At 33.2% G+C, this 13,257-nt stretch carries 15 protein-coding genes, 1 pseudogene and 1 other annotated feature; of the genes and pseudogenes, 11 read left to right on the top strand and 5 right to left on the bottom strand.

Translation table 11 applies throughout. From position 1 onward, the window contains the following. Positions 1–43: 43 nt before the first annotated feature. The 3 genes from GMA06_RS00720 to GMA06_RS00730 are packed head-to-tail and all read left to right on the top strand — an operon-like array spanning position 44 to position 1,035. On the top strand, positions 44–313 hold the full coding sequence (locus tag GMA06_RS00720; protein ID WP_163545716.1) for an IreB family regulatory phosphoprotein: 270 nt from the start codon (positions 44–46) through the stop codon (positions 311–313). Then, positions 310–729, top strand: coding sequence for a Holliday junction resolvase RuvX (gene ruvX, locus GMA06_RS00725; protein ID WP_163561369.1), 420 nt, complete (start codon positions 310–312; stop codon positions 727–729). The genes GMA06_RS00720 and ruvX overlap by 4 nt, the downstream gene beginning before the upstream one ends. Before the next feature lie 12 nt (positions 730–741). Continuing rightward, entirely contained in the window at positions 742–1,035 is a 294-nt protein-coding gene (locus GMA06_RS00730; RefSeq protein ID WP_163561370.1) for a DUF1292 domain-containing protein, read from the top strand. 157 nt (positions 1,036–1,192) lie between these two features. On the opposite strand, the gene efp is transcribed toward GMA06_RS00730, so the two are convergent. Then, positions 1,193–1,756, bottom strand: a complete 564-nt coding sequence (gene efp, locus GMA06_RS00735; RefSeq protein ID WP_163545713.1) for an elongation factor P — start codon at positions 1,754–1,756, stop codon at positions 1,193–1,195. A gap of 310 nt (positions 1,757–2,066) precedes the next feature. Here efp and GMA06_RS00740 point away from each other — a divergent pair, with 310 nt between their 5' ends. Further along, a complete protein-coding gene (locus GMA06_RS00740; RefSeq protein ID WP_163561371.1) occupies positions 2,067–3,251 on the top strand; it encodes a glycosyltransferase in 1,185 nt (394 codons plus the stop codon). Here the strand turns inward: GMA06_RS00740 and dhaS are convergent. After that, a complete protein-coding gene (gene dhaS / locus GMA06_RS00745) occupies positions 3,248–3,802 on the bottom strand; it encodes a dihydroxyacetone kinase transcriptional activator DhaS (RefSeq protein WP_163545711.1) in 555 nt (184 codons plus the stop codon). The two genes, GMA06_RS00740 and dhaS, sit on opposite strands and share 4 nt — an antisense overlap. Positions 3,803–4,015: 213 nt before the next feature. Here dhaS and GMA06_RS00750 point away from each other — a divergent pair, with 213 nt between their 5' ends. Beyond that, positions 4,016–4,732, top strand: coding sequence for an MIP/aquaporin family protein (locus tag GMA06_RS00750; protein ID WP_163545771.1), 717 nt, complete (start codon positions 4,016–4,018; stop codon positions 4,730–4,732). Between the two features lie 80 nt (positions 4,733–4,812). Here GMA06_RS00750 and rnhC read toward each other — a convergent pair whose 3' ends face one another. The 3 genes and pseudogenes from rnhC to GMA06_RS00765 form a co-directional block, all read right to left on the bottom strand. Continuing rightward, a complete protein-coding gene (rnhC, locus tag GMA06_RS00755; RefSeq protein WP_205426140.1) occupies positions 4,813–5,706 on the bottom strand; it encodes a ribonuclease HIII in 894 nt (297 codons plus the stop codon). Between the two features lie 61 nt (positions 5,707–5,767). After that, on the bottom strand, positions 5,768–6,706 hold the full coding sequence (gene mvk, locus GMA06_RS00760; protein WP_163561372.1) for a mevalonate kinase: 939 nt from the start codon (positions 6,704–6,706) through the stop codon (positions 5,768–5,770). 105 nt (positions 6,707–6,811) lie between these two features. Then, positions 6,812–7,772: pseudogene (locus GMA06_RS00765) on the bottom strand (IS30 family transposase). A 144-nt stretch (positions 7,773–7,916) separates the two neighbouring features. Beyond that, positions 7,917–8,048: a sequence feature (ribosomal protein L10 leader region), on the top strand. 32 nt (positions 8,049–8,080) lie between these two features. Between GMA06_RS00765 and rplJ the strand changes: the two are divergent. The 6 genes from rplJ to rseP all read left to right on the top strand — a co-directional run bounded on the left by rplJ (position 8,081) and on the right by rseP (position 13,014). Next, positions 8,081–8,581: a 50S ribosomal protein L10 gene (gene rplJ / locus GMA06_RS00770; protein WP_163561373.1), complete on the top strand. Its 501-nt coding sequence runs from the start codon at positions 8,081–8,083 to the stop codon at positions 8,579–8,581. 71 nt (positions 8,582–8,652) lie between these two features. Beyond that, positions 8,653–9,018 (top strand): 50S ribosomal protein L7/L12, encoded by a 366-nt coding sequence (gene rplL, locus GMA06_RS00775; protein WP_163545707.1) that lies wholly within the window; start codon positions 8,653–8,655, stop codon positions 9,016–9,018. 222 nt (positions 9,019–9,240) lie between these two features. Continuing rightward, on the top strand, positions 9,241–10,080 hold the full coding sequence (locus tag GMA06_RS00780) for an HAD family hydrolase (protein WP_163546775.1): 840 nt from the start codon (positions 9,241–9,243) through the stop codon (positions 10,078–10,080). 100 nt (positions 10,081–10,180) lie between these two features. Continuing rightward, positions 10,181–10,936, top strand: a complete 756-nt coding sequence (locus GMA06_RS00785) for an isoprenyl transferase (RefSeq protein WP_163546139.1) — start codon at positions 10,181–10,183, stop codon at positions 10,934–10,936. A gap of 11 nt (positions 10,937–10,947) precedes the next feature. Then, positions 10,948–11,745, top strand: coding sequence for a phosphatidate cytidylyltransferase (locus GMA06_RS00790; RefSeq protein ID WP_163561374.1), 798 nt, complete (start codon positions 10,948–10,950; stop codon positions 11,743–11,745). 18 nt (positions 11,746–11,763) lie between these two features. Continuing rightward, positions 11,764–13,014 (top strand): RIP metalloprotease RseP, encoded by a 1,251-nt coding sequence (rseP, locus tag GMA06_RS00795; RefSeq protein ID WP_163561375.1) that lies wholly within the window; start codon positions 11,764–11,766, stop codon positions 13,012–13,014. The last annotated feature ends 243 nt before the right edge of the window (positions 13,015–13,257 follow it).

Here is a 13,257-nt window from a genome sequence, read left to right on the forward strand (position 1 = left end):
GTTTTGATGTAGAATAGAAACAAAGCGAAAAGAGGTGTTATGTATGGAATTTGTTGATGAAACAATGTTATTCAATAAAGAAGATTTTGAAGGAAAAGAACTGGAACGTGCGATTTTATGTGTGTATGATGCTTTAAAAGAAAAAGGGTATCAACCGGTTAATCAAATTGTTGGATACTTAATGTCAGGAGATCCGGCATATATTCCAAGACATAACAATGCACGTAATGTCATTCGACATTACGAGCGTGATGAAATTCTGGAAGAATTATTAAAAGCCTACTTAGCATCGCATGGGAGAGAGGACAAGTGAGAATTTTAGGTTTAGACGTTGGCTCAAAAACAGTTGGTATGGCTGTGAGCGATCCTTTTGGTTGGACAGCTCAAGGAATTGGTATTTTATCAATTGATGAGGAAAAACAACAATTTGGATTAGATGATATTCAAAAAATTATTCAAGAATACAAAGTTGAAAAAATAGTCATAGGTTTACCTAAAAATATGGACAACTCAGAAGGGTTTAGAGCAGAAGCCTCTCGATATTATGCTGCTTTATTAGCAGAGTTAACACATTTACCAGTTGATTTCCAAGATGAACGCTTAACGACAGTTCAAGCGGAGCGTATGTTAATTGATGAGGGTAATGTATCAAGAAAAAAAAGAAAAAAAGTCATCGATAAATTAGCTGCAGTTATTTTGTTGCAAAATTATTTAGATAGACAAAAGTAAGGAGAAAGTTTTATGACTGAACATAATCACGAGCACGATGAAGAATTTATCACAATTGTTGATGAAGATGGAAATGAAGAATTATATCAAATTTTATTTACATTCGACTCAGACGATTTTGGAAAATCTTATGTATTATTATATCCTGCAGGGACAAGTGAAGATGATGAAGTAGAAATTCAAGCATACGCATTTAAAGAAAATGAAGAAGGTGGAGCAGGAGATTTGCTACCAATCGAAACAGACGAAGAATGGGATATGGTTGAAGAAGTATTAAACACGTTTTTAGCAGAAGAAGAAGAATAAAGACTCTTCATCAATTATGTTGGTAAAGAGAATGAGAAAGTTTTTTGGTAGTGAATGGCTGTGCCATTCACTACTTTTTTATAATAAAGAGCATATAAACAAAAAGTTGAAACAACGTCTAAAAACGTTATTTCAACTTATAGTTACTTTTTAGGTGTTATTTTGTAGCACGTCTTACGTATGTACCTTCTGCTGTGTTTACTTCTAAGTATTCACCTGCTTCGATAAAGTCAGGTACATTTACAACTAAACCTGTTTCCATTGTAGCAGGTTTACCTGAACCTGAAACAGTAGCACCTTTGATAGATGGTTGTGTTTCTGAAACTTGTAATACAACAGTTGTTGGTAATGTTACGCCAACCACTTCATCACCGAAGAATTCAATTTTTACATTCATGTTTTCTAAAATATATTTTAATTCTTCTTCAATGCTATCTTGAGGGATTTCATATTGTTCGTATGTTTCTAAATCCATGAATACGGCTGTGCCGTCCATGTTGTATAAGTATTGCACTTCTTTTTTCTCAATATGTGCTTTTTCTACTTTTTCATCTGGACGCATTGTTGTGTCGACTGTTGAACCGTTTCTTACATCACGGATTTTCATACGCATGACAGTATTTCCTTTACCTGGTTTGTGATGACTGATTTCAAGTACTTTCCATAATTTTCCATCAGCCACATAAGTCATACCGGCTTTTAAATCACTTACGTTAATCATTTGTTCTCTCCTTAACTAATTAAATACTATTTAGTTATACCATATTTTCCTCATAACAACAACATTTTTATTAAAACATAGTGTACAATTTCTGTTTGTTTTGTATTTGTTTTTGACGAAAACGGTGTGATGAAACAGTGCTTAAGATTATATAAAATACTGGTATTTTAAAAGATGTATTATAAATATTTTTATGCAAGACACTACTTTTTTATGATGAAAAGTAGGGAATGATTTTCTTGACGGAAAGATAGAGCGTGTTATAATTTTTATGGGATAGTCATATTAAATGAATAGGAGTGTCATACATATGTACGCAGTTGTATTAGCGGCGGATAATCAATATTTGGATAAAGTAGATGTATTGATTAAATCCATTTGTGCCAATAACCAATATATTAAATTTTATCTTCTTCATGAAGATATTCCTAAAGAATGGTTTATTTATATAGAAAGTGTGTTGACACAAGTAAATTGTTCGATTGTCAATATGAACATGGTTGATAAAGATTGTCATTATCAATCACAACATGCACATATTAGTCAAGCAACCTATTTTAGATATTTAATTGGTGATTTAGTTGAAGAAGAAAAAGTATTGTATTTGGATACAGATATTGTTGTGACAGGAGATATTACACATCTATTTGATATTGACCTAGGACATTATTATATTGGAGCTGTAAATGAACCGCATCATGTCAATCAATTTAATGCGGGTGTCATGCTTATCAATAATGCTCTTTGGAAAGAAGAAAATATATCTGAAAAACTGATGCGTTTAACAGAAGAATTTATTCATACAGTGAATAATGGTGATCAAAGTATTTTAAATATGGCATTTAAAGATAATTGGTTATCTTTACCTAGACGCTATAATACAATGATTGGGTTTGATAAGTTGTTGGAAATAGAAAACAAACAGGATTTCATTGAAACTATCCATCCGCTACCAATTATTGTGCATTACGTCACAGCAAAAAAGCCTTGGGGGCAATTCAGTTCCATTCGTTTGCGAGAAATATGGTGGTTTTATTATGCGTTAACTTGGACGGACATCATTGGAAAATGGAAAATTTTCAACTATAATACAGAGATGTTTCTACACTATGGGAACAAAAAACTATTTATTTTAACAAACACACAAGATATCGCTCACATAGAAGAGTTAGTGATTGCTTTACCCAATAGTCAATTTTGTATTGCGGCACCAACCTATTTTTCATCCAAAGTAGTTGCTTTAAGTAAATATCGAAACGTCTTTTTATATCCTAATATTTTATCTTTAACAAGAGATAGACTATTAGAAGAATGTGATATTTATTTAGATATCAATTATTTAGGTGAAGTAGATAATGTTGTCGAGAAAGCAAAAGAAAAGCATAAAATTATTTTTGCTTTTGATGAAACAAAGCACCGTGATGATGCTATTTATGATAAAGTTATTCCTATTCAAAATGTACAAGATATGATAGAAGCCATTAAACGCGTTTAATGGCTTTTGTTATATGTATGTTTTAAGTCATTTAATTGACTACTAATAAATATGATGAGTTCATCTGCATGATAGGCTAAAGGTTCTTTGATTAAACAATAAGATTTAATAAATTTACTTAATGCAGATGCATTGTACATAATAAAAGATTGTTTTAAATAAGGTGTTATGTCAACCTTTTTTTCTTTAATAGCCATTTCAAGAAGATAATGGCATTGTTCTGTGAAAAAATCGTCAAAATTATTTTGTCCTAGAATGAGAAAAACTTTACTATAAAACTCTTGACGTGTGTCAATATATTTGAGTAGTTGTGTGAGTATGATTTTCCAAGTGTAGTTATGCAAATGATGAGTTATTTGTTGTTCTAATTCATTTTCAAAAATCCAAATAATTAAGTCGTACTTATCTTTAAAGTGATTGTAAAAAGTTTGTCGTCGTATGTTGGCGTATGTTGTAATATCTGTTGTGGTTAGTTTTTCAAAATCATTTTTGACCATCAGTTCTTTAAAAGCATCTGCAATTTTCTTTTTAGTGACCATAGATTTTTTCATAGACAATCTCTCCTTTTATAACTATTATACATGATAAAAAGAAAAAATGTGACAAAATATAGTTTTTGTCCCTTAAAAATTGTAAACGCATTCTGTATAATAGTGATATATAAAAAGTGATTTTTATAGAAAAATAATGAATAAACCAAGTTATATTGTCGATGTGGTATTCATAAAAATAGAGAAATAAGGAGAGATAGTATGAGTTCGGAAATGACACAATTCATTGGAGAATTGCTAGGAACGTTTATTTTAGTATTATTAGGGAACGGTGTTGTATGCAGTATTGCATTAAATAAAACAAAAGCACAGAATACAGGTTGGCTCATGGTAACTTTAGGTTGGGCTGTGGCAGTAACTATTGCTGTTTACGCATCTGGATTTTTATGTCCTGCCCATTTAAACCCTGCCGTGACAATTTCACTTGCTGTGATTGGTAGTTTTCCTTGGGCACAAGTGGTACCATTTATCATTGCACAAATGATTGGTGCCATGGCAGCATCTGTTTTGTTATATTTACATTTTTATCCTCACTTCCAAGAAACAGAAGACACTGGCACAGTTTTAGGCTGTTTTTCAACAGCACCAGCTATTCGTCACACATGGTCAAATGTTTTTGGAGAAATGCTAGGAACAGCTGTTTTAATGGTTGGTATTTTAGCTATGGGACAAAATAAATTAAGTGATGGTATGTCACCAATGATTGTTGGTTTAATTATTTTAACTATAGGATTTTCATTAGGGTCTACAACTGGTTATGCGATTAACCCAGCACGTGACTTAGGACCAAGATTGATGCATGCCATTTTACCTTTAAAACATAAAGGTGATTCAGACTGGGGATACGCTTGGATTCCTATTGTAGGTCCAATCCTTGGTGGTATCGTTGGTAGTGTGTTATATAATATGATTATTCAATTAACAATGTAATAGTAGAGATATTTCTAAAATGGATTCCAAATCGACATATAACTAAACCGGGATAAATGATTATCCCGGTTTTAATATGGTTATTTTAATTTTTTAGCTTTTTCTGTATTGGCAAAATGTAATTTAGCATAATAAGATAGTGCGTTTTTATCTTTTTTGAGTAATTGACTTGCCACAACATCAACAGAATGACCTGCACCAGATGGCAAGTTTATACCCGCTTGTTTTGAGAGTTTTTTTAAATTTTCAATAAATTCATATCTTGCGATAATGCTTGCACATGCAACAGCTAAATGATGACTTTCTCCTTTTGTGGCGAAGTACACATCTTTTTTAATTTGAACGGGTTCATCTTTTATGTGTGAAAAATAGGTTTGAGGTAATTCGAATTGGTCAATAAGCAAACCGTCAGGATACTCGGGAGATATTTTTTTTAATAATTTTCCGAGTGCATAATTGTGCAAAATAGCTTTCATTTTCCCTTGGGACATGGTTGGCTGAATGTCATTGTATTTTGGTGGTTCAACGACAAGCAAGCTATAAGGTACTATTTCTTTTAATTGTGTTGCTAAAATAGCAATGCGAGAATCGGATAAATTTTTTGAGTCTTGTACACCAAGTTGCTTTAAAGACGCTAATTGTTCTTTTTTGACATATGTAGCACATACGACAATTGATCCAAAATAACTACCGGTACCTGTTTCGTCACTACCAATAACAGACCATGTTTGGAAATTGGGTGGCAAGTTATTATCCTGTTTTTTTTCATTTGTATCAAAAGTCCCCCACTGTTGTGCTTCTGCTTGTGCATTAGAGCCTTGAAAAAGTACTTTGCCAGATTCATAAGCGGTAATAGTCGTTCCGTCTTTAACAGCAGAAAACAAACTGTATGGTGGGCATGTTGGTTTTAAGTAATCTTGGTAAAAATTTTTTAATTGTTCTATTTGTACTGTGTTCATTTTTATCGTCGTCATGTTAATCTCCTTTATATACAGTGTATCAAAAATAAAAGAAAAACCATAGTCAAAACTATGGTTATAGAGGTTGAACAAAGGCTTGTTTAGCCCCTTTTGATAGTAATATACATCTTAAAGCATCTGCATCTTGTTTTGTTTTTGCTAAAGCAATCATACAGCCACCTAAACCACCACCAGTAAGTTTAGCGCCAAGTGCACCGTGCTCTAAGGATAAGGATACAAGTTGATCCAATAACGGATGCGATACGCCTAATTTTTGTAAAGCGTGATGAGCATGTGTCATGGTCTGTCCTAAAGCATGTAATTGATTGGTTGCCAAATAATGTGTGACACGATGTGTCATATTTGATAATGTGGTCATGATAGATGTATGTGTTTTTGGCGCTACTTTTTTTAAGGTTGCTACTTTTTCAATGGCTTGTTTTGTTTGTCCTGTTAATCCTGTATCTGCAATGACGAGATAACCAGTCGTATTTATGCTGATTTTTTTAAAGGGTTTGCCTTTTTCAAAAAATAAAGGTGTTTCCGTTGAAATAATTGTGGCATCTAAGCCGCTTGGATTACCATGAACGACTTTTTCAGCAATTTGAACAAGATGTATTAGTTCCTTTGTTGTAATCGATTTATTGAAATATTGACATAAACTACGGACAATTGCGCAAGAAACAGCAGCACTAGACCCCATACCTCGCTCTGATGGAATAGAGCTTTCTATACGAATGTGTAGAGGTGTATGTTCTTGGTTTAAGTAGTATAAAGTGGCGTTAATAATTGTTTTCAAACCAGTTAGTAATTCTGGCATATCATCAATTAGTCCTTCATATAAATCACAATATAAATATAAGCCGTTCTTTGCTGGAGAAATATTTACATGTGTTTGGACAGCTGTACAAGGAATGGCGATAGCAGGATGTCCATAAACAGCGGCGTGTTCACCAATTAAAATAATTTTACCACTTGCTGTTCCCGTTGCTGTTTTCTTTTTGGTTATATTCATAATAAACTCCTATGATAGTAAACTCATGATATAGTCTATAAAACATTACTTCAAAAGTAAACAACGTTTAAAAAATTTTAATATTTGAAAATCAAGATTCACAAATTACAATAGTAAGTTAGCCACCTCAGGTAAATCATAAGGACATACATAGTTAAATAATTTACGTGGATAACGATTTATCCATTGTTCAACAGCCGTTACTTCGTTAGGAGTAACGGTTGTTGTGCCTTTTGGAAACCATCGTCTAATCAATCGATTTGCATTTTCGTTACTACCTCGTTCATAAGAAGAGAATGGATGTGCATAATAAATAGGACAGGTGACAGCCTCATCTAATCGTAAAAATTCAGAACCATTATCAGCTGTTAAAGAGCGGATTAAATAGTCTTGTTGAATAGACGTCAAAGCGATGTTCACACTTTGAGCCGTTTTATCAGGAATTAGACGAATAATTTCATAGCGTGTTTTTCTGTCCGTTAATGTCAATAATTGTTGTCCACGTTTCTTGTTTAAAATCACTAAATCTATTTCAAAATGCCCAACTTCTTTTCTCTCGTTAATCTCTTGTGGTCGCTGTTCGATAGAGAGGGCATTAGCCTTTCTTGGTGGTCGTTTTTCATTGGATTTTATCGGTTTATGTTTTCTAGGATAAATCAAATGTTTACGCGAAATACCTGTAATCCATCCTTTGTATACCCATGAGTAAATCGTTGTACAAGAGGGCATATCAGGTAGTTGACTAATCATTTCAGGGGAATATTTATCCATGATTTTTTCTCTGATGAGGGCTTCTTTTTTCTACCGTCCACGTATCTGTTCTACCTACGGCTAAACGTAAACGATGATAATCGTTTTGTGCCTTTTGAGCAGAGTATTCTTTAGTGCCGCCATGAAAAGATAAATCGATAAGTCCACGTTTGATTTCATTATTGATGGTTTGGTGATTTTTTCCTAATAATCTACCGATTTCTCTATTGCTTTTTCCTTCTTTTTTCCATTTTTCGATGAAGTAACGTTCTTTTTCTGTTATATGTTTGCCTTTGGTGTTATAGTATTCTTGCATCTCTTGGTATCCTTTTTTTGTTGTTACTAAAAGTATATCCTATGAGATGCTTTTTTTGTACTACTGGCTAACTTAATTATATAATTTACTAAATCAAGATTTTTTAATAAAATAGTTGACATAAAAAAGTAAAAAGGGTAAGATAAAGAAAGTGAAAAGCTACCAAAGACAGTGGGTGGAGAAATCCTTAATATCCTACCGAGGAAGATAGATATTTAATATAAATTTCTGTGGTTCTCTATGTCTTGGGTGATGTAGGGCTTTTTTATTTAAAAAGTGCTACCCCAAATCTAATGGAGGTGAAATGAATGAGCGAAGCAGCTATTGCTAAAAAAGCAGAGTTAGTTCAAGAAGTTGCTAAAAAAATTGAAGAAGCATCTTCAGTTGTTATTGTTGACTACTTAGGATTAACTGTTGATGAAGTAACAAGATTGCGTGTTCAATTACGTGAAGCAAACGTTGAATTTAAAGTGTTGAAAAACGGTATTGTACGTCGTGCAGTTGCTCAAAACAACTTAGAAGGATTAGACGAAGCTTTAGTTGGACCTACAGCTGTTGCATTCTCAAATGATGATGCAGTAGCACCAGCAAAAATTATTGCTGAGTTTGCTAAAAAAGCAGACGCGTTAGAAATCAAAGCTGGTATCGTTGAAGGTAAAGTATCTTCAAAAGCAGAAATCGAAGCATTGGCTTCTTTACCAAACCGCGATGGAATGCTTTCAATGCTTTTATCAGTATTACAAGCACCAGTTCGCAATACAGCATTGGCTTTCAAAGCTGTTGCAGAACAAAAAGAAGAAGTGGCTTAATTTTATTAACCACACAAAAAGTTGCCTAGTGTAACAAAAATAAAAACATATATAAATCGGAGGAAATTATAATGGCATTAAACATTGAACAAATTATTGCAGATATTAAAGAAGCAACAATTTTAGAATTAAACGACTTAGTAAAAGCTATCGAAGAAGAATTTGGCGTAACAGCAGCAGCTCCAGTAGCAATCGCAGCAGGACCTGCAGCAGCAGCTGAAGAAAAAACAGAATTTGACGTAGAATTAACAAGCGCTGGCGACGGCAAAATTAAAGTAATCAAAGTTGTTCGTGAAGCAACTGGATTAGGCTTGAAAGAAGCTAAAGAATTAGTTGACGGTGCTCCATCTGTTGTTAAAGAAGGCGTATCTAAAGAAGAAGCAGAAGCGTTAAAAGCTCAATTAGAAGAAGTTGGCGCAACTGTAACATTAAAATAATTTTAATGACGTATCAAAATTGGCATCCCGTACGGGATGCCAATTTTTTGTTTTAGTGTGAATCTTTTGGGTTCATAGTATATCAATTTGTCCTTACTATGATAATTAAAAATAAACTATATTTAACAAAAATGAGGATAGAAGTGTTTATTGGTGCGTATCATTGACTATTCCATATAATCTTTATACAATAAAAATAATAGAAAGATATGAGGTGCAAATATGACGATAAAACTAATTGCGACAGATATGGATGGTACTTTTTTAAGAGAGGATAAAACGTATGATAAAGAGCGATTTAACCAAATTGCTGAACAGTTGCGTGAGAAAAATATCGTTGGTGTCATTGCAAGTGGAAATAGTTTTGACCATATTTCAAAACCTTTTGATGATGTATGTCAAGATTGGCTATATTTTGCAGGAGATAACGGGAACCATATTGTGAAACAAGGGGAGTCCATTCATGTATTAGCGATTGCTCAACACATTGTTGAAAAAGTTGTGACATTAGCTGAAAGTTTTGAAGGATGTTATGCGTTATTGAGTACGACAAAAACAGCATACACTTACGAAACGATTTCTGATGAAGCGTTGATGCATTTTCTAAAATATAATATGGAAATTATTAAAATAAAAACATTGTCGGATATTCCAGCTGATGAAGAAGTCGTTAAAATTGCCATCATGAGTAAACGTTCTTTAGAGGAAAATAAACAAATTGCTTTAACAATTCGTGAACAATATAATGTTTCTTCAGCGACAAGTGGAGATATGTGGATTGATGTGTATCATAAAGACGGCGGAAAAGGAGCAGGCATTCGATTTATACAAGAAAAATACGGTATAAAAAAAGAGGAGTGTATCGCATTTGGCGATAATTTAAATGATTTGCCAATGATGAAAGAAGTTAAGTACAGTGTTGCCATGGAAAATGCCGATAATGAATTGAAAAAAGTATGTCGTTATGAGATTGGAACGAATGAAGAACAAGCTGTTCAAAATATTTTAGAACAATTTGTTGCAAATGGAGATATTTCTTTTTTACAGAATAAAGAGAATTAAGTAAAGATTATCTATTAAGAATATGCCAAAGGTGTACGATTATTTTTGTTTTATGTTACAATAAGAAAAGTAGTGAAATCTTGAGAAAATAGGTGAGGATATGTTTTTTTTCAAAAAGAAACAAAATAATGAAGAAAAAATATCGTTTGATGAAAAGCAAGGTGTTCCTAATCATGTGGCCATTATTATGGATGGAAATGGTCGTTGGGCACAACAACGTATGTTACCTCGTGTAGCTGGGCATAAAGAAGGTATGCAAACAGTTAAAACGATTGCATTGCATGCGAAAAAATTAGGTGTTAAAGTATTGTCTTTATATGCTTTTTCAACAGAAAATTGGAAAAGACCTCACGATGAGGTATCTTTTTTAATGAAATTACCGATTGATTTTTTTAGTACATTTATTCCACAATTAAATGAAAATAATATTCGAGTAATGACAACGGGATTTATTGAGCAATTACCCGAAAAGACGCAAAAAGCTGTTTTGGATGCTGTGGAGCAGACAAAGCAGAATGACGGTATGATTTTAAATTTTGCATTAAATTATGGGTCCCGTGCGGAAATAATTGCTGCGATAAAAAAAATAAGTATTGAATATCATGATAAAGTAGAAGAAATTAACGAAGAGATTGTGTCAGATTATTTATGGTCCAAACAATTAGGCGAGTATGCAGAGCCGGATTTGTTAATTCGTACCAGTGGCGAAGAGCGCATTAGTAATTTTATGTTATGGCAAATCGCTTATAGTGAATTTTATTTTACAGATGTATTTTGGCCTGATTTTAAAGAACAAGAATTAGAAAAAGCGTTCGCAATATATCAAAAACGGCATCGACGTTTTGGAGGATTGTAGGAGGAAATGTCTTGAAGTTAAGAATTATAACAGCGCTTGTCATTTTGGCGATAGGTCTGCCATTATTATATTTTGGAGGATTAACGTTCCAGCTTTCTATTGTAGGACTAGCTACTATTTGTTTTATGGAAATTATGCATATGGCAAAAATAAAAATACCTTCTCCGGAAGTGATTATTGGATTGTTGGCAACGATTGGCTTAACCATTCCAATTACTTACTACAATTATTTCCGTATGACACCTTTACTTTGGCTATGTCTATGCTCCTTTGCGTTACTCGTTTTAACCGTTTTTTCTAAAAATGAATTTTCATTTGAAAAAGTAGGTATAGTTTCGCTCGCAGCTTTATATATTGGATTAGGTGCACACCATGTACTTATTCTTAGAGAGTATGGATTTGTTGCGATTTTGTTCATTTTTTCTATTGGCTGGATAACTGATTCAGGTGCGTACTTTGTAGGAAGACGTTTTGGGAAACACCGTTTAGCCCCACATATTAGTCCTAATAAATCGATTGAAGGATCTGTTGGTGGAACGGCACTTGCTGTTTTATATGCACTCATTTTTGTTGCGATACATCAACCATTTGCGACACTTTCACTAGATTTTCTAGGGACGATTTTATTGGCATTTGGTGTTTCGTTAGCAGGACAAATGGGAGATTTAGTTGAGTCTGCTTTAAAACGATTTTACCATGTTAAAGATTCAGGAAATATACTACCCGGTCATGGTGGTGTGTTAGATAGATTTGATAGCACACTTTTTGGGGTGGTAGCGTGTCACATTATTTTAATTTGCTTAATATAAGATAAAAGGAGGTTTTTCATGCAAATTATTGTATTTTTACTTGTTTTTGGGGTGATAGTCACCATTCATGAATTTGGTCATTTTTATTTTGCAAAACGTTCAGGTATTCTTGTTCGAGAATTTGCGATTGGTATGGGACCTAAAATTTTTGCCACAAAGAAAAATGGGACAACATATACTATTCGCGCATTGCCTGTTGGGGGATATGTTCGTTTAGCAGGATATGGTGATGATGTTGAACCCTTAAAAGCAGGACAGTTGATTAGTATTGTACTCAATCAAGACAATATAGTGACATGCATTAATACATGCGCTAAAACAAGATTGGATAAAGCAGTACCTTTTGAAGTGCGTCAAGCCGATTTAGAAAAAGAAATGCTTTTAATAGGTCGTCTAGCAGGGCAAGATACAGATAGTACTTTTTCTGTTTCAAAAGAGGCAACGTATATCGAAGAAAACGGAACTGAAATACAAGTAGCACCACTAGAAAAACAGTTTGAACAAGCAAGTATTTTTCGCCGTATTCTTGTTAATTTTGGTGGACCATTAAACAATTTTATATTAGGTATTTTACTATTTATTTTAGTTGGATTTATGAATGGTGGTATTCCTCATTTATTGAATAAAGTAAATGTTATGGAAAACACACCTGCGTATCAAGCCGGTATTCGTACAGGGGACAGTATCACACAGGTAGATCATCAAGAAACGAAAAATGGGGCAGAATTATACCAAAGACTATCTGAAGCGAAAAAAACACAAACACAAGTTGAATTGATAGTGGAAAAAGAAAATCATGAGATGGTGACATACACTGTACCGTTTCAAAATAATGTCATTGGTGTTACATTCCAACAAGAAAAAGATGCTTCTGTAACGTCAATTTTGGCGTATGGTTTCACAAGAACATGGGAAATTGCTACAGGTATTTGGTCAACTCTAGCTGGATTTTTCAAAACAGGATTTGATATTCAACAATTTGGAGGACCAGTAGCAATTGCTCAAGCAAGTGGGCAAGCCACTCAAGGTGGTATAATGTCTGTTTTAATGTTTATGGCTGCGATTAGTGTGAATTTAGGTGTGATGAACTTATTGCCAATTCCAGCATTAGACGGTGGGAAAATCGTATTGAATATACTAGAATTATTGCGTGGGAAACCAATTAGTAAAGAAAAAGAAACCATGATTACATTGGTATTTGCAGGATTATTAGTATTACTCATGGTTGCCGTAACGTTTAATGATATACAGCGTTGGTTTTTTAAATAATTGTGAGTGTTATTGTAAGTAGTAGATTTATTGAATCATAAGAGTTCTATCATAAGTTGTGTTAAATAGTTGTTAAACTTTTTAAAATATTTTATAAGATAGTATATTATAAATATTTGGCAACTATACACTAACTTAATTATATAATTTACTTATGATCAAATGTGATGTTTTTATCCTTTAATTGTAGTAAGATTTCTGTTATATTAGACATAGGCAATTTCTCCTTATTATTTGGTGGTA

The organism is Granulicatella sp. zg-84 (genome assembly GCF_010892375.1).
GTDB lineage: Bacteria > Bacillota > Bacilli > Lactobacillales > Aerococcaceae > WM01.